This is a genomic window from Streptomyces sp. NPDC026589 (genome assembly GCF_040638385.1).
In the GTDB taxonomy this organism is placed as follows: domain Bacteria; phylum Actinomycetota; class Actinomycetes; order Streptomycetales; family Streptomycetaceae; genus Streptomyces.
Genome location: NZ_JBEZYG010000007.1, coordinates 247,376 through 271,462 on the forward strand (window position 1 = coordinate 247,376; position 24,087 = coordinate 271,462).

Here is a 24,087-nt window from a genome sequence, read left to right on the forward strand (position 1 = left end):
CTCCATGCCCACCCCGCTGATCACCCCCGCCGCCTCCGGCACCCGGCAGATGCCCGGCTTCACCACCGTCCCCGCCGGCCCGATCGAGGCCACCGCGTGGAGCCTGCCGGACGTGGCCGTACGCCGCCGTATCGCCGACAGCTACCGCAGCCGCGGGTACGCCATCGTGCACGTGCCCAACGCCGCTCCCTCGGCCGAGCACCTCGGCGAGGTGGCCACCGCCCTGCACCTGGGCGAGGTCTTCACCCCGCCGCTCTACACCACGAGCAGCCACACCGCCGCTTCCGGCGTCAGCAGGCTGACCGCCGCCTCCGGCGGGGACCACCCCTTCCAGGACCGAGCCGGACAGCAAGTCCACTGCGACGCCACGCTCCAGGACCTCGGGCAGATCCCCACCACCCTCATGCTGTGCGTGAGCGCCGCCGCCTCCGGCGGCGTCTCCTTCCTGGTCAACCTCGTCGACGCCTACGCCGAGCTGCGCCGGGTGGACCCCGAAGCCGCCGAGCAGCTCGCCCACGACTCCGCCCTGGTGCGCACCTCCACCTTCGCCTCCGGCCGCTCCACGTCTGGGCCGGCCTTCGCCCGCGATGCCGACGGCTCCTGGATCACCCGCTACAGCCGGACGGCCACCGACACCTACCACGCCACCTCCGGCGGCGAGGCGGCCATGGAACGGGCCCTTGCGTTCCTCGACGCCGCCGCCCAGCCCGGCAGCGCCTTCCGTACCGACTTCACCCTCAAGCCCGGACAGGCCCTGATCCTGGCCAACGACCGCCTCGGGCACGGCCGCACCGCCTTCCGCGACAACCCGACCACCCCGCGCCTGCTGCTGCGCGCCCTGCACACCCTCCGGCCGCTCGCATGAGCCCGCACCCGTTAGGACCCTGGACCATGACCCCGTCCGTACCCAGCGGCGCCGAGCTTCTGACCCGCGGCCTCGACGTACTGCGCACCCACCAGGAACGCGCCCGGCGCACCCTGAGCCTCATCCCCGCAGAGAACGTCATGCCCCCGGTCGCGCGGCTGCCCTTCATCGCCGACCTCGCCGCCCGCTACATGTTCGACGAACGCCCCGACCCGGCGGACGGTGACTGGCGCTTCCCCTCCGGCAAGGAAGCCGCCTGGCTGGAGACCGGTCTGACGGTCCCGCTGCTGCGCCGCCTGACCGGCGCCGCCGCCGTGAACGTCCGGCCGCTGTCCGGGCTGCACGCGATGCAGATGGTCATCGCCGCTCTCGGCGGGCCTCCCGGCAGCACGATCGCCTGCCTCGCCCCGGCACAGGGCGGGCACTACGCCACCGCGGACGTGGCACGGCAGATGGGGTACACCCCGGTCCACCTCCCCGGAGACGGGATGCACGAGCTGGACACCGACGAACTGGCCGGCTTCCTGCGCGAGCACCGCCCGAGCCTGGTCTACGTCGACCAGTGCCACGCCCTCACCGGCCTCGACATCGCCCCGCTCGCCACCGCCATCGCCCAGTGCGGCCTTGCCACCGCCCTGCACGTCGACGTCTCCCACACCTTCGGCCTGGTGATGGGCGGCGCGCTGCCCAACCCGCTCACCTGCGGTGCGGACAGCCTCTCGGCCTCCACCCACAAGTCCTTCCCCGGCCCGCAGAAGGGCATCATCGCCACCCGCGAAATCGCCACCGCCGAGCGAATCACGCAGATTCAGCCCCGCATGGTGTCCAACCACCACTTCGCCGCCGTCGCCGCGCTCGGTTTCTCGCTGGCAGCCTTCGCCGACCACGCCGACTCCTACGCCCGCGCCGTCGTCACCAACGCCCGGACGCTGGGCAAGGAGCTCGCCCACGGCGGATGGGCCTTGTCCGGAGCCGAGTTCGGCTACACCCGCACGCACCAGCTGTGGGTCACCCGCACCCCCCAGCCCAGTGCCCGGGACGCCGCCGGCCGCCTGTACGAGGCGGGATTGCACGTGAACTGGCTGACGGACCTGCCTGTGGACGGCCCGGCCCTGCGCCTGGGACTCGCGGAAGCGACGTCGCTGGGGCTGGACGCCGGGGACATGCCGCGCCTGGCGCAGATCATGATCGCCGCCGCCGACGGAAGCGTCCCGCCCGCCGACCTGGCCGAACAGACCGCCGCACTGCACCCCGAGGACCCCTACCCCTTCACGCCCCGACTCGACGAGAGCTCGACGGCGCGTACGGCAGCCGACGTGCAGGCGATCCTTTCGGGGGTGACGCGATGAGCACGCTGATCGCTCCCCTCACCGAGGACGCGCCGTGCGTGGCCGTCTACCGCGAGCTGCGCGAGGGCGTCTCCCGCGCCAGCGCCCAGATCGGCTACGGCTACAACCTGTACCCCACCGCCCCGGCCACCCACCGGTTCCTTCACCAGGCCCTGGCCGAGTGCGCCCGGACGGGCCGTCTCCACGAGTACGGCACCCCCGCCGACGAGCGCGACCGCGCCTTGGCCGCCACCCTGGCTGGCGCCTACCTCTGCGTCGAGCTGGAGGGCGAGCAGGTCGTCTTCACCAGCGGGGCCACCGAGGGCATCGGACTGGTCACCCGGTGGCTGGCCGCGTGCGACGCCGGACTGGTGCTGCCCGCCCCCTGCTACTACGCCTTCGAGCAGACGCCACGCCGCTGGGGCGGCACCGTCCTGGGCCGATACCGGCACGACGGCGCCGTCCACGCCACCGGCGAGAGCGCCTCACACACCGCGCTGGTGGAGATCTTCCCCAACGGCGTCACCGGCACCCTCTACGCCCCTCCACCGCTCGCCGCCGACTTCCGGGTCGTCGACGTCGTCTTCCTCGCCGGCGGCACCGGCCCGATCCCGCACCAGGTCACCGACCGGGTCCGGGCCACCCTGTCCGGGCAGGTGGCGGACACGGCCGTGCTGATGACACCGTCGAAGGACCTGTGCGTCCCCGGGATCCGCCCCGGCCTGCTGATCAGCGGGCACACCTCGCTCCTGAACGCTGCCCGCGACGACCAGTTCGACCGCACCGCCTCAACCAATCCCCTGGCCGGACAGGTCGTCCTGCTCTACCTGACCGTCCTGCTGCTCGCCGAAGCCGCCCACGAGACCGACCCGGCCGCCTTCACCCGCCGCTACCGGTGGATCGCCCGCCAGTACGCGCACCACCAGGTCACCTGCATCCCCGCCGAGGCGGACTGCCGGGCCATCGTCGACCACCTGGACGCGATGAGCCTGCACTTCGCCCGCGGGTTCGAGCTGCTGACCGAGCACGCCGGAGACCTCCTGGAGACCGGCGACCACCTGCGCCCGGTCTCCGGGTACTCGCTGCTGCCGCACCTGGTCGCCGACCTCGACCGCCCCGAGGAAACCATCGCCTGGGTCAACTCGGTGGGCCGCCAGTTCGACCTCAAGCTCAACGCGCATCTGCTCTTCGGCGGCACCAAGGAGTCCTGGCACCACCTGTATCCCGGGCCGCCGCGGATCCGCGTGAACGTGTCTGTCCCGCACGAGGACCTGCTGCACACCCTCGGCCTCCTGCGCGAGGCGCACCGCGGCGTCGTGCTTCCGGAGCCCCGGAAGGAGGCGGCGTAGATGACGGTCCTCACCGACCTGCTCACCAGGACCGCCGAACGGCGGGCGGACAAGGTCGCCGTCGCCGACGACGAACACGAGTTCACCTACTCGGAGTTGGTCGCCGCCGCCATGCACACCGCGGCCCGGCTGCGCGAGCGTGGGCTCGGTTGCGGCCCGGTCCTGCTCGCGCTCGCCCCCGGCACCGCGTGGGTGACCGCCCTCCTCGGCTCCTGGTACGTCGGCGTCCCGGCCGTCCCCGTCGACGTGACGCACCCGCCCGAGCGGCTGCGGCAGATCGCCGCCGCCTGCCAGGCCACCGGCATCCTCACCCCCACCGGTAGGGCACCCGGATGGGCCGAGGACCTCACCGCCCTCGCTCCCGCCACCACCCCCCTGCCGCCGGGAACCGGGCAGCCCGGACTCCCCGCAACCGGGGAGACGATCGCCTGCATCTGGCACACCAGCGGAAGCACCGGCGCCCCCAAGCCCGTCCTGATTTCCCACCGCGCCGTCGCCGCCCGCGCGGCGGCCCTGCCGAAGTGGGCGGGCCTCACCGCCCGCGACCGGGTGGCGCAGCTGACCGCCCTCACCTTCGACGCGGTGCTCTGGGAGGTCCTGGGCGCGCTGACGGCCGGGGCCCGGCTGCAAATCGCCGCGCCGCGCGACCGCGTCCCCGGCCCGGCCCTGCCCCGCTTCCTCGCCAAGCACAAGATCACCGCGTTCACCGGCACCCCGACCTACCTGGCCGCCGCCCCGTTCACCGAACTGCCCCACCTGCGGCGCATCGTGCTCGGAGGCGAAGCGCTCCACCCCGGGCCGCTGAAGCAGTGGATCAGCCGGTACGACGTCGCCAACGCCTACGGCCCGACCGAGGCATGTGTCGACGCGATCGTCCACCGCCGGGTGGACCCGGGCGAAGACCCCGTCCCGATCGGCTTCCCCCTACCCGGCGTACGGGCCTGGGTCCTCGACGACGACCAGCAGCCGGTAGCGGCCGGGGTGGCCGGGGAGCTCCACCTCGGCGGCGCGGGCCTCGCCACCGGCTACCTGGACCGACCCGGCGAGACCGCGAAGGCGTTCCAGCTGCTGCGGCTGCCCGGCCCCGACGGCGTCCGGCGGCCCGAGCAGGTGTACCGAACCGGGGACGTGGTGCGGCAGCAGCCGTGGGACGGCCGGTACGTGTTCCTCGGCCGCGCCGACGACCAGCTCAACGTGGGCGGCGTCCGCCTGGAACCGGCCGAGGTCGAACGGGCCGCCACCCAGATGCCCGGCGTGCGCGCAGCCGCGCTGCTGACCGACCGGGGGACGAGCGGCAGGCCCCGCCTGGTCCTGCATGTGGAGAGTGACGACACGGACCTGCCGGAGCGGCTGCGCGGGCAGTTGGCGGACCGGCTGCCGCCAGCGGCCGTCCCCGCGCTCATCACCGCGCGCCCGGCCCTGCCCCGGACCTCCTCGGGAAAGATCGACCGCCACGCCCTCGCCGCCGCAGAGCCGGGGCCCGCAGCGCCGGGGACGGATACGGGGTCGGCGGATCCGGGGCTGCCCGACGTCGTCGCGGGCTGGTGGCAGGAGCAGACCGGGGTTCCAGCCGACAGCGCACGGGACTTCTTCGCCTCCGGCGGCGACTCGCTGGGCGCCCTGCTCCTGCTGCAACAGGTCAACGAGACGTACGGAGCCGAGATCCCGCTCGACGCGTTCTACGCCGACCCCACCACCCGGTTCCTCACCACCGCTCTGACGCCCGGGAGTACACCATGACCTCTTCGGTACGCGGACTGCTCGTCGACCTCGACGGCGTGGTGCGGCTGTGGCCGCGCCGCAGCGCGATCAAGGCCGCCCGGGACTGCGGCCTCCCCGAGCAGGCCGTCCGCAAGATCGCCTACGACGGCGGCTTCGACCTGGCGCACCATGGCGTGTGGAGCCACGAGCAGTGGGTCGAGCAGGTCACCAGCCGCCTGACGGAGGAGTTCGGCGAGGCCGGAAAGCGCGCCGCCGAGCTGTGGGCGGCCGACCGCGGGGACGCCGATCCGGCGATGGCCGATCTGCTGCGGCGGGCCCGCGCTGTCGGTCTGGTCACCTGTGCCCTCACCAACAACACCACCGCCGTCACAGCGGATCTGCAACTGCACGGCCTCGCCGATTTGTTCGACCACGTCGCCAACTCCGCCGAGATCGGGATGACCAAGCCCTCCCCCGCTGCGTACGAGGCGGCGCTGGCGCTGATGGACCTGCCGGCCGGGCAGGTCGCCTTCACCGACGACAGCCAGACCAACGTCACCGCCGCCGTCTACATGGGGCTGCACGCCCACCACTTCACCGGTGCCGAGGAGTTCGAGCGGTTCCTCGCCGGGCTCGGCATCACCCTCCACCCGGCGGCAGGCGGGCCCCCGGCCCGCGCCGTGGCCGTGCTCGCCGGGGCAGCGCCGCCCTCCGGCCATGCGGAGGCCGACGTGGCGACCGCGGCGGCGACCCGTTACCTCACCACCGGGCTGCCCCCGGCGACCCTCGCCGCCCGCGTGGCCGTACACGACCCGACCGTGACCGTGGTGCCGCTCGGCCCCGACGCCCTGGCCACCGTCAACGCCGTCGGAGCCCTGACCACCTGGCGGCTGCTGCCGCACGGCGCGGACCCGAGGGCCGCCGCCGGACACGTGGACGCCTGGGCGGAGACGGCCGGCGACGTGGACGCCGAACATCTCCCGCCCTGGACTCCCGCCGCCCGGACGGCCGCCGCCGGACGTGCCGACGACCTGCTCCACCACACCGGCTGGGCCCTTCGCCAGCTCACCGCCGCCGACTCCGGCGGCGACCCGCTGGCGGCCGCGACCCACCTGGACGCCGTCCGCCAGCACCTCACCGCGCTGGCCACCCTGCTCGTGCGGCACCAGCCAGCACCCTGGCCCGGCGCCACGGCCTCCCGCTACCTCCCCCCGGCCATCCGCGAGGCACTGACGGACTCGCTGCGCGCGGACCCCACCACCCGTACCGGTCTCGCCGCCGGTCTCCGCCCGCTGCTCGGTCTCCTGCGCCACCTGCGCCAGATGACCCAGCTCGTCCTGGACACCACCAGCTCCTGGCCGTGGCCCCACACCACTGCCGCGCTCGCCCCGCTCCTCGACGGGCCCCCGGACCTATCCGCCCAGGCCCCCGAAGACCCCCTCTACACACCGGCCCTGGCCGCGGTCTACGAACGGCACCGCCCCCTGGCGCAGCCCATGGCCGACGCGCTCGCCTCCTGGGCGGCGAAGGAGCTGTCCGGGCGCGATGTGGTAGAGCTGGGCGCGGGGACCGGGCGGATCACCCGACAGCTCGCCGGGCACGGGCCCTCCTCCTACCGGGCCGTCGAACCGTCCGCCGCCATGGCCGCCCACCTGCGGGACGCGAACCTGCCGGGCGTCGAGGTCGTCGAGGCCGACGCGCTGCTGCTCCCCCTTCCCGCCCTCGGCGCCGACGTCGTCGTCGAGCACGAGGCGCTGCAGTTCGCCGCCGACCCGCTGCTCGCCGCAGACGAGGCGCTGCGCATCCTGCGTCCGGGCGCCCGCCTCGTCCGGCTGCTGCTGCACCCGGCCGGCCCCCACCCGCTCGCCGGCATCGACGCCGCCTACCGGCGGGCGGCGTTCGCCGACGGTCCGCGCCCGCTGTTCTTCGGTAAGGGCACCGACCGGCGCATCACCGACCACCTCGCCGACCGCGGACGCCCCACCCAGGACCGGACACTGGCGGAATTCACCCAGGACCGCACCGCCGAGCAGGCCCTCGGCGCGCTCGCGGACCGGGCCTGGCCCTACCAGCACCAACTCACCGACCCCGCCCACCGGGACGGCATGGGGGCCGCCCGGCAGGAAGCCGCCCGCCTGCCCGCGAGCGTGTCCGTGCCCTACGTGCTGCGCGCCCTGATCACCCCCGTCGACCAGGAGGGGTGCTGATGCCCAGCCTTCCCGACGGATACCGCTGGGCGTCCACCCTCGCCGACGCCGCCCGGCTGCTGGACGAGGAGAGCGTGCCCGTCCTTCGGCCCGACGACCCCAGGCGTGCCGACCGGTGGGCGGACATCCTGCGCACCTACCCGACCCGGGGCCTCGGCCGGGGCGGGCCGCCGGACGCCCGGGTGGTGAGCCTGGCGGGCCACGAGGACCTCGGCGAGCTCGTCGCCCGCGCGCTCGGCCGCCCCCACCACGTCCTCGATCCCGCCCGGCTCCACGCGCCCGCCGCCCTGGGGCCAGAGGGCGGCAGCGTCCTCGTCGTCGCCCGCTCCCGCGCACTCACCCTGAGCGTCCTGATGCCGATCCTGGACGCCGCGGCCCGCAACAGCACCCTCGCCGGGGTTCTCACCGGTCGCGACGACGCCGCCTGCACCTTCGCGGCGGCCAAACTCCTTGCCCGCCCCGACCTGTCCGCCCTCGCGCGCACCGCGCTCTTGGACGGCACCACCGGACTGACCCACGTGCTCACCCCCGGGCGCCCCGACCAGCGCAGCACCCTGGCCGACGTCCTGGGCAGCGGCTGGGGCAGCCTTCTGGTCGACGCACACGGCTCCGCCGCGCACGCTTCCCTGGGCGCCGTGACCCTGTGCGGGCTGAGCGGACCGGCCGAACTCGGACCCGACGGGTCAGTGCTGGCCGGCGGGTGCACGCCGACCACCTGCAAGACCGACCCGACCGGCCGCACCCGCCCCATCGCCGCGCATGCCCTGCGCGCCCGCGTCCTGGGCCTGTTCGTGTGCAACGCGATCACCCTGGGCGAGGCCGAGCAGTACCCCTCCGACGTGAGCCTGGCCCTGGACGCCGTCGAGGGCCACCCCGGTGCGGTCCTCGGACTGCTGCGCGGCGACCTGGACACCAGCGGGCACGAGCCCCGCCTGACCGCCGCGAGCCTGCACTCCGGCGCCCGGCTCGGCCAGATCGCCGCGCTCCTGGACGCCGACGGCCACCGCCGGGGCATCCGTGGCCCCTCCGTGATCCTGCTCGGCGACCCCGAACAGCGCCTCCAGGAGCCCGACACCGCGATCGCCGCGCCCGCCCCGGCGGTCCCGGCGGCCGTCCGGCCGCTCGCTGACGCCGAGGTGCTGAGCGGCTGGCGGGTTCGGCTGGCCGACGCCGAGGCCCTCGAACAGGGTCTGTACGCCTCCCTTGACCGGCGCCCGGACGCGGACCTGTCCGCCTGCGTGGAGGAAATGACCTCTTACCGGCAGACCGCCCTGAACACGCTTCTGGCCGCCGCCCACCGGCCGGACGAGGGGTGGCAGGAGCGTGTCGAGGAACAGAGCCTTCAATGGGGTCGCACCGTCCTGGACATCCTCAGCCGTACCCGCGGCGGCGCGTTCTCCCGCCAGTTCGCCGCCGCCCGCGCCCACCACCGCACCACGCGCTGGACGCCCGCGCCCGCGTGCGAATACTGCCGCGCGCCCCGGGAATTCGAGCACCTGACCAGCTCGCTCGGCCTCACCGACCGGCGTACCCTTCGCTGCCCCAAGTGCGGGCCCGCCCTCAGCCTCCCGCCGACGCTGGACTCCCTCGACCTAACCGTCCCGTCGGCCCTCCGCTCGGGTCAACCCGCCGAGGTCGACGTCACCTTCCCCGAACAGGCTCGTGGTCTGTTCGCCGTCCATCTGCGGCCCCGCTCCACGCGGCGCGGCTCGTACGATCACGCTGCCCTGACCGTCACCCCGGGTCGGCACACCGTCGCCCTCACCGTCCCCGCCACGGGCACGCCCCTGGACCTGGACCGCCTCTGGGTCGTGCACGCGGACCGGTTCCACGTCGCCTACCACCAGCGGCGCCTCCCCCTCCTCCCCCACCCCGAGCCCACCGACCACCAGCAGTAACCGCCCCGGCCGGCGTCCGGCCGGGGATCAGCACCGCGGACACGAAAGAGACACACGCATGATCGCCTGGATCAACGGCCCCTTCGGCGGCGGCAAGACCACCACCGCCCGCCTGCTCCACCAACAGCTCCCCACCAGCCTGATCACCGACCCCGAGGAGATCGGCTTCGTCCTGCGCAAGAGCATCGGCGACCATCCCAGTCGGCAGAAGGACTTCCAGGACTACCCGGCCTGGCGCACCCTGGTCGCCGGCCTCTGCGCCGGGCTCGACCGCCAAACCGAGGGCGGGCCGGTCATCGCCCCGATGACGCTGCTGCGCCGCGACTACGCCGAGGAGATCTTCGACGCCCTGGCCAAGGACGGTGTCGAAGTCCACCACCTCCTTCTGCACGCCGACTCCGATGCCATCGCCAAGCGCATCGAGGGCAGTATGGAGTTCCCCGGCGACGAGGAGCGCAGCGAGAAGGTCCGCGCCTTCCGGCGCCGCAAGCTTGAGGTCTACGAGCAGGCGTACGCGACCTGGTTGGGCGAGCGGGCCGAGGTGATCGACACCACCGCGCTCACCCCGGACCAGGTCGTCGCGCAGGCCCTCACCCTCCTGAACCTGCCGTGAACAGCCCCGCGATAGCGAAGATGGCCGGGCCGGCCGAGGTCGTCACCGACCACAGCTGGCCCGGCACGTCCACCACGGTGCTCCGCCTGCGGACCCCCGACGGACGGCAGATGATCCTCAAGACCAACACCAGCGGCGACAGCTTCCGGCGGGAGCTCACGGCCCTGACCCGCTGGGCCCCGGCGCTCGACGCGAGCGCGCCGCAACTCCTCGACGTCGACGAGGACGCCCAGCTCCTGCTGATGACCGCGGTCACCGGCCAGCCACTGCAGTCCCTCACTCTCACCGCCCGGCAGGAGCGCCGCGCCTACGAGCGGGCCGGCGCCCTGCTCGCCCGCTTCCACGCCACCGCACCCCCAACCGTCCTGCCCGCCTTCGGCGCCGAACGCGCCGCGTACATCCGCGCCCAGATGACCAACGGCACCCGCCCCCTGGCCGGTGCCGACCTCGCAGTCCTCGACGAGGCACTCCACCTGCTCGCCGCCCTCCCACCCCAGCGGGCGCAGCCCTCCCACCTCGACTTCACCAGCCGCAACATCCTGTGGAGCACGGACGCAGAGACGGGGGTCATCGACTTCGAGACCAGCCGCTACGAGGCCGTCGGCCGCGACTTCCTCCGGATCACCCAGCGCACCCTGTACCACCGCCGGGACCTGCGCACCGCCTTCTACCGGGGATACGGACGCCAACCGGATCGGGCCGAGAGCGAGCTGATGCGCATCTGCACCGTCACCGACGCCGCCGCCATCGTCGTCACCGCCACCGCCCGCGGACAGCATGCCTTCGCCGCCGAGGCCCGCTCCCTCCTGACCGCCGCCGTACGCGCCTGGCCCGCCCCGGCACCTGGGACCTCCTTCCCGCACGGACGGAGACCTTTATGAGACCCCCACCGCGCGCCGGCGCGAAGGCGGCCATCACCGCCACCACCGACTTCCACTCCGCTCTCCACCACGCCCCCGACCTGCTCGCCACACTCCACCGCGCACGACCGACCAGCCTGATCGTCGACAGCGGGGACTTCTTCGAGGGCACCTACTACCCCGTGACCAGAGGCGCCGTCGAACAGCGGATCCTCACCGAGCTGTACGACGTGATCGCCCCAGGCAATCACGGCTGGGCCCACTACACCGGGCGGCCCCTCCGAGACCTGACCGTCTGCGCCAACGTCATCGACCCGAGCACGAACACCCCCTTCTTTCGGACGCTGCACCTAGCCGAGATCTCCGGTCAGACGGTCGCCGTCACGGCCGTCATCGGACCGGACGCCTTCGCGAGCATCTCCCCCGACCTCCGCGCCGGCCAGAGGGTGACCGACCCCGCCCGCGCCCTGCACCAGCTCTACGACCAGCACCACCAGGACGTCGACGCCTGGGTCCTGCTCAGCCACCACGGCTACCAGCGCGACCGGGACCTGACGGACCGCTGCCCGTTCCTCGACCTCGTCTTCTCCGGCCACTGCCACAGCGCCGACACCGGGCCTGAAGCGGTCGGCGCCACCACGCTGGTGAAAGCGCCGGAGTTCGGACGAGGCGTCGCCACCGCCCATCTCCATCCGGACGGCTGGACAGTCGCCGTCGAACCGACGACACCCCTGGCGCTCCCGGCCGAACTGGACTGGGTGACCGAAGCAATCGGCGAAGCGGAGACATCGCTGGACGAAGTCGTCGGCCGACCGAGCAGCCACTGGAAGAACCGGGTCTTCGGCCCGGAGGACCTTCTTCGCCCCGTAGCCGCCTGTCTGCGCAGGCAGACCGGCCTCGGCGTCATCTTGAACGCCAGCGCGATCACCCCTCGCGTCCTCGGAGACGTCCTGACCCGACGCGAGCTGATCGAGCTGGTCCCGTACGACAATCGCCTGCTGAGCACCAACGCCTCAGAGACTTCCCGCAACCAGTCGGCCTCAGCCCTGATCACCAATGACGACCATCTCGTCATCGATGTTCCCGGGCAGCACGTCCAACTCCTCACCACTGACTACCTCGCACAGCAGTGCGGGGCAGTCCGTCCGCACACGACCTCCCTAAGCCAGGTCGTTCTGGAGGAGCTCATCGCGAGGCACAGGCAATGACATCTGTCGTCCCGGGGTCGAACAGGCACTCGCCAACCCCGCCGAGCTCGCCCGCCGCGGCGATGCAGCCCGTCGGTTCACCCACGATCACTACTCTTCGAGGCTGGGGCGAGTACATCGGCGACTGCGTCTAGGGCTGCCCGCCACGGGAAGGTAGCTGCGTTGCCCTCGCCGGGCTCGTTCGGCACGAAGCCTCCTGGCCCGTACAACACCCGGACCCCAGCCTCCCTGATGGTGTCGATCGACCGGTCGAACTGCGGATGATTGACGAACGCCCTGTTCACGCAGGGCATCATCGCCATCGGGATGCCCTTGCCGATGCCTTCGGCGACCACTCCGACGATCCACTTGTCGGTGATCCCGAGCGCCCACTGGTTGATCACGTTGAAGGTGGCCGGGGCGAGGACGATCGCGTCCGGCTTCGGCCACACGTCCGGCTGGCCGGGCATCCGGTAGTCCCAGCGGACCGGGCGACCGGTGAGGACGGCCAGCGCGTCGAGAGAATCCTTAAGCCAGCGGGCGGCCGTGGGTGTGAGTCCGAGGCACACCTCCCAGCCGTCGGCCTGCGCTTCCTCGATGACGCGGGCAACGTCAAACACTGGCGGAGCCGCGCTGCCGAACAGGTACAGGGTCGGTTTGGTCATGCCGACCATCCGATCACAGCCGAGGCGCCATCGAGGCGGCGGCCGGGGAACCGGCGGTCCGAAGCAGCGGACAGCGCGTACCGTACGAAGGACGGGTCGGAGACGGGAGACCGCGGTGCCGAAGCAGAGCGGCGATCACACCGGTACGCGGATCCAGGAGCAGCGGAGGCTGGCGAGGCTGACACAACGGGTCTTAGCTGACCGGATTCCGTACTCGTACAGCTGGCTGACCCAGGTGGAGTGCGGGGCTCGGCCGGCATCCGTGGACTTCACCGCGGCGGTCGCGCGGGCGCTACGGATCGACGTCACCGTGCTGACGGGGCAGCCGTACGTGACGCAGCTGCAGGAGGACCGGCTGGCGGAGCTGGTGCGGCCGATCCGTGAGGCCATGGACCTGTACGACCTCGGCGATGATCCGCTGGTCACCACGCGGGCGGTTACCGAACTCATCGCTGCTGCGGAGGAGTTGTGCGCCCGTGTTCGGGCTACTCGTCTACATGCGGCGGCGGCAGCGCTACCGAACTTGATCACGGAGCTGACCGTCCTGTGCTGGCGGGCGCCGACGACGGAACTCTGGCAGGCACTGGCGTCCGCCTACCGCACCGCGCACGACATCACCGTGAAGCTCGGGTTTTACGACCTCGCGACCGTTGCGCTCGACCGGCTCGGCTGGGCCGCAGAGCGGGCTGGGGATCCGCGCCTGGCCGCCATGAGGCAGTATTTCCGGGGGTTGGTGTATTTCCGCGAGGGCGAGTACAGCATCGGCTTGCGTCTGATCCGCTCCGGCCACGGTCTGCTCGGCGCGGACGGATCGAGCCGAGCAGCCCTCGCCGTTGCCGGCCAACTCCACCTCGGAGGATCGGTTCTGGCCGCCCGGGCAGGGGAGGCGGACCTGGCCGCTGACCACATCGCACAGGCACGCGAGCATGCCGGGCGGGTCGGCGACGCCAGCCGAGTTCATTGGCTGAACTTCAGCCCGACGAATGTCGACTTGCACGAGATGAGCGTGGCGATGGAGATGCGCCGTTTCGACGAGGCCCTGCGTCAGGCCAAGGCGATCCGGCTGCCGGCAACGGTCGCGACATCCCGTCGCGCGCACTTCTACATCGACCGAGCGCGCGTGGAGTTGGAGCTGGGCCGGAGCGAAGCGTCGCTGAAATCGATGATGGCGGCACGGCGGTCGGCACCGGAACAGACCCGGTATCACCCTGGGGCCCGGGAGACGATCCGCGGGCTCGTTCACCTTTCCCGCCGGGCTCCAGAGCCACTGCGGGCGATGACGACCTGGATCGGCATGTAGGTCCGCTAGCTCTTTCTCAAGTGAAAGAGTTTCCGAGGTTTCCGGCGGTCACGATGAAGAGGTGAGCTCTGACACGGACCTGCCGAAGGAACTGCTGGACGGGCTGTCGCGCGAAGGGGTCGAGCAGGCCCGCGCGCCGACGGTGCCCCGCGGCGGACCACCCGACGCGGAGGGCCGCGTGCAGCGGGGGGTGCTGGGTTCGCGGGGTCTGCAAAATCACTCAGATCGCACCGCGAGAGCGAGATGCCGCGGCGTCGATCACAGAGGCGCTGCCCTTGTACGCACGCATGCTCAACGGCGCCTTTCACGGCGTCATGGCCCGCTATCGGCTGTCGAACTGCGCGGCGGCCGTGGCGTACACAATGCGGCAAGGGCTCATCTGATGCCCCAGGCGGAGGGTCGGAGCACCGAATCCGGCACGCGCAAGGAGATGAGCAGCGCGGTGGACGCCAGGGCATCCACTGCCAGTCAGCGAATCCGACGTGCGGTGAGTCCGAGGCTGGCCGCAACGCCCGACGTACACCACGACCCGCAAGGGTGGAGCTCGCTGAGCACGACCGACCTCCCACTTTTCGAGGCCGCGGTATGAGCCGGAATCAACAGCCGAACTCATTGCCTGATCGGGTGGCCACAGACCTACGCGCCCGAATCACCGATGGCCGTTGGCCGCCGGGCCGCGTGCTTACATACGCCGATATCCAGCAGCTGTACGGAGTTAGCCGCGAGACCGTGGCTGCAGCCCTCACGAGGCTGCGCGATGCAGGACTGGTGGAAACCCGACGCATGGGCACCCGACCCAGGGTCGCGGGAAAGAGTTGGCCCGCTGCCACAGGGACATCGATTCAGGACGAGATCACAGCCCACGTTCGAGACCAGGTGAATCGCGGCGTCTACGGCCCCGGTGATCGCATCCCATCCCTGGAGGCACTCGCCGCCGAACACTCCGTTTCCGTGGCGACAGTCCGAAGATCACTTTCCCCCTTGCTCGACGAGGGGGTCTTGATCACTATCCGGCCGACCGGAACATTTGTGGCAACCAGCTCTGCCGACGTAGATTGAGCAGCCGCCGCACCGCTTTCCGTAGGGTGCCATGTGCATATACGGGAACCGTCCGTCACGTAAGGCCGTAGAACGCCCGCCCCGCAAAGGGGGCCTCGGCTACGGGCGCATTGGGCGCATTGGGGTGGCGAGCCCTCTGCACCCCTCCGGGCACACAGAGTGGCGCCATGCGCGTTGCATCACATTCAGGTCATAACGTTCGCTTTATGCCGCAAACTGACGATATGGACATAGCCGCATCGAGTGCACTCTCGACACCGGACCTTGCCGCCTATCTGATGCGAACGGCGCCCACGGAGGAGCTGCAGCCGCCGGTCACACTCGGCATTCGCCCGGCGCCGCCCCTGGCGCGATCGGGCACCGAGAGGCTTCGGCAGGCGATTGACGCGGTGAGCGAGAGCCTCGGCCCGCCGACGCTTTACGGCGGCAGCGTCGTCGGGCCTACGATTCGCTGGCGGACACCATCACACACCGTGATTCTTGATTCACCCGACGCCGCAGAGGGTGGTCTGCAGCTCTCGGTACGCCGGACCGAGGCCCTGGAGCTGTCCGAGGCCGATCGCTTCCGACACGCCAGGGAGCTGGATACTGCGGATCTGCCCTTTCTGTGGCAGTGGCAGCCGATCCCGACCGCACCCCCTCCGCCGTCCGTGCCCGTCGCACGCGACTGGGCGAGCCTTCGAGCTTCCCTCGAAGCCCTGCTCCGCGCCTGGTGTGAGCAGCTCGAAGCGCAGCTGGGCCAGGACGACGCCGGCTTCGACATCGTGGTCGATGCAGAGGGTAGGCCGCGGCGGCTGGTGGTTCTGGTCAGCCCCGCAGACAGCCTGACGGTGCTTGTCGATGACCGGGACGGCGCAGACGACGGCGATCACCATGCCGAGATGACCGGCCGGGGGTGGCAGGACTTCATACCAGTGCATCGTTGGTGGGGTGCCTATTTCGAGCGCACGCCGGCGGGGGCCGCCGCAGCGGCCGAGCTGATCGGCACGGAGCTGCGGGCGCGTGGAGCCCAGGCCCCTCACGACCTGCGCCTGGCAGACGTCGGAGCTGGCGAGGGCCACGGACTCCTGGTCCTCCCGACCCTCGGGATCACCCCCGCCCTCCGACACTGAGAGCGCTGCGGCACAGGCGGATGGGCAACGCCGAGGACCTGACCAGCAGTCACCACATCCCAATGGACTACTGATTGCCTCGACCGATTGCCCGGGCTGATCGTCAAGCGCGGCAGCCAACCCCGCACCGCGGAGTAGAACAAAGTTTACTTAGAAGCGGGTTGGGCTTCTGCCTCGCGAACACCCTCCGAGGGGCGCATAATTGCGCACCGATGTCGGATTACAGTCAACCGAATATGCGCCCCCACTTCCTAACGGCCACCACTGGAGACCAGCGGGGGTCTAATGCCGAAGCCATGGGCGCGCTGAGACATTCTGCAACGAACAGAATTCTCCACTATCCGCGACGAGACATTTTAGATCGCCCGCGTCAAGGTGATTCGCCTCACGCGAATTTCTCAGAAGTCCACCGTTTCGCCTGTCACGGTCAAATCAGGCGAACCGGAATTCGGCCTGCCCCAGCTTCCCAGACACCAGACGACCGGCATATGGTCGGCCTTCCGGGATCTGCTCTTCCCTCATGCATTTCGGCATGCGGAGAGGAGCTTGCAATCGCCCGGTTTCGATCGGATGGAAGCTGAGGTGAGAACCATGCTGCGGGCCTTGCGTGATGCAGGCGAAAGGCGCAACCTGCTCAGGTATTGCGCAAGGGAGGTTGCCGACCTGCCGGTCCCGGATCCGTTCTCCGTTCCCGCCCTGGTGGGCGCGATGGAGGCCGCCAGCGGGCGCCGTATGCGGTTTATTGCGCTGGATGCGCCTGAAGCTGATCTCCAAACGGCATGCGGATTGCGACTCCGGGGCCCGGAGAGCACGTGGGTGCTCTATCGCCCTCGGTCCACTCCGTACCAGACCGAGCACGTAGTGCTGCACGTCCTGGCCCACGAGTGGTTGGACCACGGCACGACCGTCCCATTCGCCGAGGCGATGCAGCACCTGCCGCCCGTGCTGCGGCACGGCGTGGCGGCGGAGTTCCAGGGGGCGCCTGTTCACGCACTCGCTCGATACCGAAGCGCGGACGAGCGTGAGGCCGAGGCGTCCGCATACCTCATCAAGCAACGAATCCACCGGAGCCGGGAACCAGGACATGACCTGGTCAGCAGGCTTGAGGCCACTCTGTCGCACCCTCTCGCGCCGTGCGGCCCCCGACCGGAAGAGGTCGCGTAGATGACCACGATGCTCTGGGCCGTGGCCATCGGGATGACCATCACTGCGGTGTGGCGTTTCCCGGCCGTGAGGCACGGTGATCCGATGCAGCGAGCCCTGTGGGCGTGCTCGGCCGCCTTCGCCGCCACCGTCTGGTGCAGAGTTCCGCAAGTGAAGCAGGTGCTGGACAACTCGCCCGTGACGGACCTCTCTGCCCTGCTGAAGTACCTGACGTCGCTTGTCGCTATCCTCGCGGCCCTCCGCTACATCACGGCCGTCTACGGGGAGCCCTCCGGGGACTCCGACCGGCACGTCGCTGTCAGCCGGCGCATCAGTCATGTGGCGCACACGTGTGCACTGGCGGCGATGGTCGTCCAGGTCGTGCTCTTCTTCACCGTGGTCGACCGGAGTCACCCGAGTACCGACTTCGCCGATGCGCAGGCCGGCCAATGGGGCGGCGCGCTCTTTCTGACGATCCAGTACACCTACCTCGGGGTAGCTGCGGCCACCTGCTGTTACCAATGGGCTCGGGCAGCCCGCCGGGCCGAGAAGCGGGCACTGAGGATCGGCCTGGCACTGATGGCAACAGCCATGGCGATCTACACGATCTATCCCGCTTTTCGCACTGTGACCACGTGGATCCCGCCAGAGGTCAGCGCGCTCACGATGCGCACGGTGGCCGACTCCGTGAACATGGTGGTCGCCTGCCTCTGGGCCGCCGGCGCCTCCGTACCGTCCACCATGGCGCTCTCGACACGCTGGAACGCCTGGAGAGCTCTGCAGAAGCTTCGCCCGCTCTGGTCAGACCTCATGAACGCGTTCCCGGACCTTGCGCTGCAGCGGCCGGGAGCGAGGATCACCGAGTCGCTGCGCTTCGCCCCCTCCCTCGACGTACGCCTGGACCGTCGGACCCAGGAGATCGCCGGCGGAATCGAGCAGCTGCGCCACCACGCCTCCCCCGACCTGCTGTCCGTCGCCGAGGACCTAGCCGAATCTCATGACGACCCCGAAGCCGCGGCCGAGGCGTACTGGATCAGGGCCGCCCAGCAGAGTCAGAAATCGGGTAGGCGTTCCGCCGTGCCGTCCAGGAAGCTGCGCGAGAAGCCGCTGACCAGCGTGACCGCCGAAGCGAACTGGCTGGCCCGCGTCGCGGGCCTGCACGTTCCTCCGAACCTGGTGCGGATCATGCACGAGCGGGCGGGCGAGCCTCCCGTCGACCTCGCCCTTCAGACGGCTGGCCGGGACCAGGCGGCTGCCCCGAGCCGAGCAGGCTCCGGCCGGGTCAAGGATCCGACGGGTCGGCCAGCTCGCGGTTGAGGAGATCCGACAACACAGCGACCATCTCGGACGAGACGCCGCCCTCGCCGCCACGAGCAGCGAGGGCGATGTCGTATCGGCTTGCGATGTAACGAAGGTCGTCCAGGACCCGGCTCTCCGCTTTGTCATCGAGGTGAAGCTCGGACACGCCGAAATAGGCAGCCAGACCGGTGACAGCTATGGCGCGGGCTACCTGGGCGCCCGCGAAGACTCGGTCCGCCGGCATACCCCGGAGCAGGGCCTCGACCTGGTCACCTCGAATGACCTGGGCACCGGCTACGCCGGTGACACCGGTCGCGATCGTGTCGGGTGAGGGCTCCCCCTCCGGGAAGCGCTCGCCGACCAAGGCGCGGAGTGCCAGGGTGAGCGGAGGCAGAGCTGCCGGCGGGGACGCCGACACGGCCTCGCCGAACGACCGGCGTTGGGCCGCCAGCAGCTCGTCCGCGTGAACGCCGTACAGCTTCGCCAGGGGGCCGATCCATGCGTCGTCGAGCCGGCGTTCGCCGCGCTCGGCGCGGCTCAGCCCGTACTTGCTGATCCCGACCTCCTCCGCGGCGGCGTACTGGGCATACCCAGCGTCACACCGCAGGTCGGCAAGATCGCACAGGCCCTCACGAGGGAACAGGACGTCGATATCGACACGGAGCACTCTGGCGATGGCCGGGAGCTTCTCCCCCGGAGGGAACGTTTTCTCCGTCTCCCAGCCCGCGACGATCGCCTGGCTCTTCGACCCCACCGCAGCCGCCACCTCGCGCCGATGCACATCTGCGGCGCGGCGCGCCCTCATCATCTGAGGGCCGTTGAACCGGCGTGGCGGCAAGGCTGGCACTCCTGATCGTGCTGGTGGGTGGCGGTGGAACCGCACAAACGAGGTCTTGCAACGAAAACTTACATCAGATACTTTTCGTTGCGGCGGTGGAGGGGGAAACCTCTCTGCGGCTCACCCTATTCCCCTTGACCGCCAGGCAGGAACCCCGGGTTCTGCCACGAACAGGCAGGACTGGCCCCTGATGCCGGCATACCGACAGGCGCCATTACGGCAGCGGGTCCGGAGCGGGCCGCAGCCCTGCACACGCCCAGCCTGGTGACTCTCTGCAACTAGTGGATCAAGGTTCGCCTGCGCCGACAAGGGTCACCGTGACGACCATCGTCGATTCCATCGGGACGATCATGGTGGTGTCCGTGCCTCGACCCGCTGCCTCCACCCACAGGCACAGGTGTCGGCGTGCCCTACGCGACTTGTAGAGACTCCTTTAGCAAGGTCTGGATCTTGCGCCACGGCCTGCATATGTTCGTCGTCCCCCGCCGGGCACCCCGCCCAGCGCCAAACGCCATAGGGAGCCATACGCACACCGCGCGATCGAGCAGGGCTGCATAGCCCCGAAACCAGCGACGGCGCCCGTGGAGCCGCTAACTCCCGGACGCCGACCGCCTGATGGCACTCCCGCCCCGGCAAGGGCGGAGATCACCCACCTTCACCGCACCGGACCTTTCCTACGGGCACCCCGGCGCGGCTTTCACTACAGAGGAGAGTCTTTCATGCCGCCTGCCCTGCGCAAAAGGCTGGCGTTCCCGGTCTGCGCGGCAGCCACCACCGCTCACCTGCCTACCGGCTCGTCGATGCTCATACTCACGCGCCTCGTGCAGGTGGTGTCCCGATGAGCGGGCAGGCACGCAAGTGGGTGTGGGAGAGCAGCGCCAGCCGCGGCACCGCCCGCCTGGTCCTGCTGTCGATCGCCGACCGGATCCCCGACGACCAGTGCGTCGCGTACGCCTCCGTGACCGAGCTGATGACGCGGACGAACGCCAGCCGCAACGCCGTTCGCACGTCGCTGGCGCTGCTGGCGGACGCCGGCGAGCTGGAGATCCTCGACGACTACGAGGGTCCGCAGCACAGCACGGTCTACCGAATGCCGCGCCCGGCCGCCTGGCTCGCGAAGGTCGCCGCTGCGCAGAAGTCCAACCCCGCCCTGAGCGTCGAGGACGTCCAACCGCTGACGGACGCCGATCCCGCCCCTGCGCTCAAGGACCTTGACGAGGAGCGGCTGCGCAAGCACCGCATCTGGCGCACCGCGGGGTCAGAATCGAGCCCCCGTCGTCAGAATCTGCCTGGGTCACAATCTGCTCCCCCTCGTCAGAATATGACCCCTCCCCGGGTCGGAAACGGACCCCCCTCCGGGCCAAAATCTGACCCCCAGAACTGTAGTAGTGAACCGAAGGTGAACCGTAGGTACAGCAGCAGTAGCGCTGCCGTCCTCACCTCGGCCACCGACTGGCAGGTCGACGACGCGAGTCTGTCCTGGGCCCAGCAGCAGGGACACCTGGAACGCCTCGGCGAGCAGGGCCTGCAGGCCGCCGACGCGAAATGGCGCCAGTACCGCGCCGCCTGGAGCCCTCGCTCCGCCGACGCCTGGGCTGCCGACTGGCGCTCCTGGATCGCCCGTGAGCACACCCCCACACCACAGCGCCCGAGCCTCTACGCCCTGCCCGGCGGCAGCACCGCCCCGCAGGTTGGCATGAGCAAGGCCGACCGGCATACCGCCGCCCTCCTCGCCGCCATCGACGAACCGACTGGAACGGAGTAACCACCATGAACCGACGTGAAGTTGCTGCCGTGATCGCCTTCGCCGGACGCCTTGACCCGCGCCTGATCCGCACCGACGAGGCTGAGGCCCGATCGCAACTGGACTCCTGGCACGAGCTGCTCGGCGACGTTCCCGCGACCACCGGCCAGGGCTGGGATGTGCGCGACGCGGTGCGCAAGCGCGTCGTCGCCTCCCAGTACCCGATCCTGCCCGCCGATGTGGCCCGCGAGTGGAACGCCCACTACCGAGACCGGCTGGGCCGGCACACCGATCCGACGCCGATGGCCGACCCCGACGACCCGCAAGCCTGGCGGGCGGAGCTTGTCGCGACCCGCGACGCCGTCGTGACCGGGCGGATCGCCCCGTCACCGCACCGCGGAGTGACGACCGGGGAAACCCACCCCGGCCTGGAAAAGATGCTCAAGGCCGTCGGTACCTACGTCCCGGACGCGGTGCGAGCCGAACTGGCGCCCTTCCGTCCGGCGCGTGCCGCCCGCGAAGCCGCCATCGCCGCCGGCGGGCCCGACATCTTCAGCGTCCGGTGCGAGATGTGCCGCGCCCCGCAGGGCGAGCCCTGCCGCGAACGGAGCGGTGGAGGTGTCCGCAACCGGAACACCAAACCGCGCGTCGAGCCGCACCCGGGCCGCGTCGAGGACGCCCTTGCCGCTCACGCCCAGGCCCTGCCTGCCTGACGCGGTCGTCACCTTTCCATAGAAACGTTCCGCAATGCGGTACGGCCCGCCGCCGTGCCCCGAGCCCGCCACGCCCGCCGCACCCCGCCGCCACCGGTGCAGAGCGAACCGCGCCGGACGAGGCGCCCTCCGGAGACTCCCTTGCGCCACATCACCACCAACAACACCCCGGTCCCGACCATCCGGGGCATCGCCGACCACAGCTGGCAGGCCCGCGGCCTGTGCCGCAACCTGCCGCCCAAGGTCATCGACAGGCTGTTCTTCCCCGCGGCCCGCGCCCGCGCGGCCATCGGCGAGGCCAAGTCGATCTGCGGCCAGTGCCCGGTGAAGAAGGCGTGCTTCGACTACGCCCTCGGCAACGAAATCCGGCAAGGCATCTGGGGCGGACTCCCTGAGGCCGAACGCCGCCCCTGGCACCGCAAGGTCAACAAGCGCCTCGACTACAGCCGGGTGAAGGCGGCCTTCGAGGGGCGCGACATCCACCTCAGCGACGCCGAACGCGAGGCCGTCACCCGCCACGCGTACGTCCGCGGCTGGAGCCCGGAGCGCCTCGCCTTCACGCTGCGGCTCGACCTGGACTGGGCGCGTGACCTGATGCGCAACGCCGCGCACGCTGTCGCCGACCGCGACCGCTACTGGGACCAGGGCGACGAGACCGAGGTGGCCGACGACGAGACGGCCGAGGACGAGACAGCCGAGGACGAGGACGTCGTCTCGCCGGTGCAGGTGCCCCGCCAGGTCCAGACCCACGCCCTGATCGCCGCTCTCCGAAAGGCCGCATGACTCACCCCATCGCCATGTCACTGCCCCTGGGTATTGATCCCGTCTACGCGGTCGCGGCCGTCGGGGTGCTCGCCCTGGTGCTGGCCGGATGGTCGATCCGACGCAACCGGACACGGGCAGGCGCCCCGCGCGCCGGCACCCCCACCGTCTGGGTCGCCGCCCTCGCCGCGCTGGGCTGCACGGCATACAGCGCGGAGACCAGCTGGTTCTTCGCCGCTGACTACCTCGGCATGACCGACACGGTGCAACGGGCTGCCTTCTTCTCCACGGCCGAGTTGGCGCTGTTCGCGAACGCTCTGCTGGCCCGCCAGAACCTGCGCAATCAAGGCGCGCCCGGCGTTCCGGGCACCCTGGTCTGGGTGCTCACCGGGGTGCAGATCATCCCGGCGTATGCGGAATCGGGGCTGGTCGGCGGCACCGTGCGAGCGATCGTCGGTCCGGTCATGGCGGCCATGCTCTGGCATCTGGCCATGGGTATCGAGCTGCGGCTGCACAAGCCGGACGCCTCCTCGCAGGGGCTGCTGGCAACGCTTGGGCGCGAAGTCCGGGAGCGTCTCCTCTCCCGCCTGGGTGTCGCCACGCGGAACCGGGATGCCGCCCAGATCACCCGAGAGCGCGCTACGGAACGGGCAGGGGCCCTCGCGTCCCGGCTGGCCAAGATGCCGGAGAAGGATCGCGCGAATCGGCAGGGGCGCCGGATTGAACGGCGGCTTGAGACGGCCCTGTCACGGTCCGGGGTCGGCACCGATCCCGACCAGCGTCGAGCGCTTCTGGAGCAGCTGGCCGCCCGCCGGCATGCCGCGGCCCTCGCGTCTGTCGCCCTGCCGTCCCCTTGGACTCAGCCCTCGTGGGACCAGGGTGACCACCGTGGGGACCGGTCCCCTCTCGCTGCGGCCCTGGGGGCTCGGATGCTTCCCGAGGATCACGTGAGCCCGAGGGGGACGGTCCCCGAGGCCGGTCCCCGAATCGCGGCATCGGCCGGGGGTTGCACCGCTGGGGAAGCGGCCGAGACGGGGACGGCGGCCGAGTCCGTCGGGGTCGGTCCCCACGCCGTCCCCCACTCCACCGGGGACCGGGAACACCTCGACGCCGATGCGGGGACCGAGCCCGACGGGGACCGTCCCCGCACCGTCCCCAACGGCATCAGGGACTGCATCGGTGAGCGCGACTCGCGTCTGCCGGGCCAGGGGGAAGGGGCGAAGGCGGGGGGCCACGTCGAGGTCCCGGGGACCGGTGAGGATGACGGGGGCGCGGGCGGTGACGTTCACGAAGTCGCAGCGCAGAGGGGCGGTGGCCCGTCCCCGGCGGGCGTCCCCAATGACGATGGGGACCGGGAGCACCCCGACGCCGATGCGGGGACCGAGCCCGACGGGGACCGGGAGCACCCCGACGCCGATGCGGGGACCGAGCCCGACGGGGACCG

The 24,087-nt window shown here is 71.1% G+C and carries 20 protein-coding genes; 18 read left to right on the plus strand and 2 right to left on the minus strand.

All coding sequences use genetic code 11. The features are described 5' to 3' along the window. The first annotated feature begins 4 nt into the window (after positions 1 to 4). From AB0F29_RS14725 to AB0F29_RS14765, 9 genes are read left to right on the plus strand one after another with little or no spacing between them, the layout of a single operon-like run. The gene (locus AB0F29_RS14725) at positions 5 to 865 is read left to right on the plus strand and encodes a TauD/TfdA family dioxygenase (RefSeq protein WP_361871631.1); all 861 of its coding nucleotides are present in this window, start codon (positions 5 to 7) and stop codon (positions 863 to 865) included. Between the two features lie 26 nt (positions 866 to 891). Beyond that, a complete protein-coding gene (locus AB0F29_RS14730) occupies positions 892 to 2,214 on the plus strand; it encodes a hypothetical protein (RefSeq protein ID WP_361871633.1) in 1,323 nt (440 codons plus the stop codon). Further along, entirely contained in the window at positions 2,211 to 3,542 is a 1,332-nt protein-coding gene (locus tag AB0F29_RS14735) for a hypothetical protein (RefSeq protein WP_361871636.1), read from the plus strand. The genes AB0F29_RS14730 and AB0F29_RS14735 overlap by 4 nt, the downstream gene beginning before the upstream one ends. Then, positions 3,543 to 5,282: a non-ribosomal peptide synthetase gene (locus AB0F29_RS14740; protein ID WP_361871638.1), complete on the plus strand. Its 1,740-nt coding sequence runs from the start codon at positions 3,543 to 3,545 to the stop codon at positions 5,280 to 5,282. It begins immediately after the preceding gene. After that, entirely contained in the window at positions 5,279 to 7,450 is a 2,172-nt protein-coding gene (locus tag AB0F29_RS14745) for an HAD-IA family hydrolase (RefSeq protein ID WP_361871641.1), read from the plus strand. The genes AB0F29_RS14740 and AB0F29_RS14745 overlap by 4 nt, the downstream gene beginning before the upstream one ends. Continuing rightward, a complete protein-coding gene (locus AB0F29_RS14750) occupies positions 7,450 to 9,348 on the plus strand; it encodes a hypothetical protein (RefSeq protein ID WP_361871643.1) in 1,899 nt (632 codons plus the stop codon). The genes AB0F29_RS14745 and AB0F29_RS14750 overlap by 1 nt, the downstream gene beginning before the upstream one ends. Before the next feature lie 58 nt (positions 9,349 to 9,406). Then, entirely contained in the window at positions 9,407 to 9,961 is a 555-nt protein-coding gene (locus AB0F29_RS14755) for an AAA family ATPase (RefSeq protein ID WP_361871645.1), read from the plus strand. Beyond that, a complete protein-coding gene (locus AB0F29_RS14760) occupies positions 9,958 to 10,842 on the plus strand; it encodes an aminoglycoside phosphotransferase family protein (RefSeq protein ID WP_361871647.1) in 885 nt (294 codons plus the stop codon). Before AB0F29_RS14755 ends, AB0F29_RS14760 begins: the two co-directional genes overlap by 4 nt. Continuing rightward, on the plus strand, positions 10,839 to 12,029 hold the full coding sequence (locus AB0F29_RS14765; RefSeq protein ID WP_361871650.1) for a metallophosphoesterase: 1,191 nt from the start codon (positions 10,839 to 10,841) through the stop codon (positions 12,027 to 12,029). The genes AB0F29_RS14760 and AB0F29_RS14765 overlap by 4 nt, the downstream gene beginning before the upstream one ends. Before the next feature lie 77 nt (positions 12,030 to 12,106). Here AB0F29_RS14765 and AB0F29_RS14770 read toward each other — a convergent pair whose 3' ends face one another. Then, positions 12,107 to 12,673: a flavoprotein gene (locus AB0F29_RS14770; protein WP_361871653.1), complete on the minus strand. Its 567-nt coding sequence runs from the start codon at positions 12,671 to 12,673 to the stop codon at positions 12,107 to 12,109. 115 nt (positions 12,674 to 12,788) lie between these two features. Here AB0F29_RS14770 and AB0F29_RS14775 point away from each other — a divergent pair, with 115 nt between their 5' ends. The 5 genes from AB0F29_RS14775 to AB0F29_RS14795 all read left to right on the plus strand — a co-directional run bounded on the left by AB0F29_RS14775 (position 12,789) and on the right by AB0F29_RS14795 (position 18,604). After that, positions 12,789 to 13,973: a helix-turn-helix transcriptional regulator gene (locus AB0F29_RS14775; protein ID WP_361871655.1), complete on the plus strand. Its 1,185-nt coding sequence runs from the start codon at positions 12,789 to 12,791 to the stop codon at positions 13,971 to 13,973. A 585-nt stretch (positions 13,974 to 14,558) separates the two neighbouring features. Further along, the gene (locus tag AB0F29_RS14780) at positions 14,559 to 15,032 is read left to right on the plus strand and encodes a GntR family transcriptional regulator (protein ID WP_361871657.1); all 474 of its coding nucleotides are present in this window, start codon (positions 14,559 to 14,561) and stop codon (positions 15,030 to 15,032) included. A gap of 206 nt (positions 15,033 to 15,238) precedes the next feature. After that, the gene (locus AB0F29_RS14785) at positions 15,239 to 16,144 is read left to right on the plus strand and encodes a hypothetical protein (RefSeq protein ID WP_361871659.1); all 906 of its coding nucleotides are present in this window, start codon (positions 15,239 to 15,241) and stop codon (positions 16,142 to 16,144) included. A gap of 582 nt (positions 16,145 to 16,726) precedes the next feature. Beyond that, positions 16,727 to 17,308: a hypothetical protein gene (locus AB0F29_RS14790; protein WP_361871661.1), complete on the plus strand. Its 582-nt coding sequence runs from the start codon at positions 16,727 to 16,729 to the stop codon at positions 17,306 to 17,308. Continuing rightward, positions 17,309 to 18,604: an MAB_1171c family putative transporter gene (locus AB0F29_RS14795; protein WP_361871664.1), complete on the plus strand. Its 1,296-nt coding sequence runs from the start codon at positions 17,309 to 17,311 to the stop codon at positions 18,602 to 18,604. It begins immediately after the preceding gene. Here AB0F29_RS14795 and AB0F29_RS14800 read toward each other — a convergent pair. Next, on the minus strand, positions 18,570 to 19,469 hold the full coding sequence (locus AB0F29_RS14800) for a helix-turn-helix transcriptional regulator (protein ID WP_361871666.1): 900 nt from the start codon (positions 19,467 to 19,469) through the stop codon (positions 18,570 to 18,572). The two genes, AB0F29_RS14795 and AB0F29_RS14800, sit on opposite strands and share 35 nt — an antisense overlap. Positions 19,470 to 20,262: 793 nt before the next feature. On the opposite strand from AB0F29_RS14800, the gene AB0F29_RS14805 reads away from it, so the two are divergent. The 4 genes from AB0F29_RS14805 to AB0F29_RS14820 form a co-directional block, all read left to right on the plus strand. After that, on the plus strand, positions 20,263 to 21,189 hold the full coding sequence (locus AB0F29_RS14805) for a helix-turn-helix domain-containing protein (RefSeq protein WP_361871669.1): 927 nt from the start codon (positions 20,263 to 20,265) through the stop codon (positions 21,187 to 21,189). A 5-nt stretch (positions 21,190 to 21,194) separates the two neighbouring features. Beyond that, the gene (locus AB0F29_RS14810; RefSeq protein WP_361871671.1) at positions 21,195 to 21,881 is read left to right on the plus strand and encodes a hypothetical protein; all 687 of its coding nucleotides are present in this window, start codon (positions 21,195 to 21,197) and stop codon (positions 21,879 to 21,881) included. A 141-nt stretch (positions 21,882 to 22,022) separates the two neighbouring features. Beyond that, complete coding sequence (locus AB0F29_RS14815) at positions 22,023 to 22,664, plus strand: WhiB family transcriptional regulator (RefSeq protein WP_361871673.1); 642 nt, start codon at positions 22,023 to 22,025, stop codon at positions 22,662 to 22,664. Next, positions 22,661 to 24,087: hypothetical protein (locus AB0F29_RS14820; RefSeq protein WP_361871674.1), on the plus strand; the 1,427-nt coding region annotated here is incomplete at its 3' end. The genes AB0F29_RS14815 and AB0F29_RS14820, both read left to right, overlap by 4 nt.

Excerpts from the sequence above, each read along its gene's own strand:
- AB0F29_RS14725 (WP_361871631.1), top strand. The coding sequence starts at position 5 with ATGCCCACCCCGCTGATCACCCCCGCCGCCTCCGGCACCCGGCAGATG.
- AB0F29_RS14730 (WP_361871633.1), top strand. The coding sequence starts at position 892 with ATGACCCCGTCCGTACCCAGCGGCGCCGAGCTTCTGACCCGCGGCCTC.
- AB0F29_RS14735 (WP_361871636.1), top strand. The coding sequence starts at position 2,211 with ATGAGCACGCTGATCGCTCCCCTCACCGAGGACGCGCCGTGCGTGGCC.
- AB0F29_RS14740 (WP_361871638.1), top strand. The coding sequence starts at position 3,543 with ATGACGGTCCTCACCGACCTGCTCACCAGGACCGCCGAACGGCGGGCG.
- AB0F29_RS14745 (WP_361871641.1), top strand. The coding sequence starts at position 5,279 with ATGACCTCTTCGGTACGCGGACTGCTCGTCGACCTCGACGGCGTGGTG.
- AB0F29_RS14750 (WP_361871643.1), top strand. The coding sequence starts at position 7,450 with ATGCCCAGCCTTCCCGACGGATACCGCTGGGCGTCCACCCTCGCCGAC.
- AB0F29_RS14755 (WP_361871645.1), top strand. The coding sequence starts at position 9,407 with ATGATCGCCTGGATCAACGGCCCCTTCGGCGGCGGCAAGACCACCACC.
- AB0F29_RS14765 (WP_361871650.1), top strand. The coding sequence starts at position 10,839 with ATGAGACCCCCACCGCGCGCCGGCGCGAAGGCGGCCATCACCGCCACC.
- AB0F29_RS14770 (WP_361871653.1), bottom strand. The coding sequence starts at position 12,673 with ATGACCAAACCGACCCTGTACCTGTTCGGCAGCGCGGCTCCGCCAGTG.
- AB0F29_RS14780 (WP_361871657.1), top strand. The coding sequence starts at position 14,559 with ATGAGCCGGAATCAACAGCCGAACTCATTGCCTGATCGGGTGGCCACA.
- AB0F29_RS14785 (WP_361871659.1), top strand. The coding sequence starts at position 15,239 with ATGCCGCAAACTGACGATATGGACATAGCCGCATCGAGTGCACTCTCG.
- AB0F29_RS14795 (WP_361871664.1), top strand. The coding sequence starts at position 17,309 with ATGACCACGATGCTCTGGGCCGTGGCCATCGGGATGACCATCACTGCG.
- AB0F29_RS14805 (WP_361871669.1), top strand. The coding sequence starts at position 20,263 with ATGAGCGGGCAGGCACGCAAGTGGGTGTGGGAGAGCAGCGCCAGCCGC.
- AB0F29_RS14810 (WP_361871671.1), top strand. The coding sequence starts at position 21,195 with ATGAACCGACGTGAAGTTGCTGCCGTGATCGCCTTCGCCGGACGCCTT.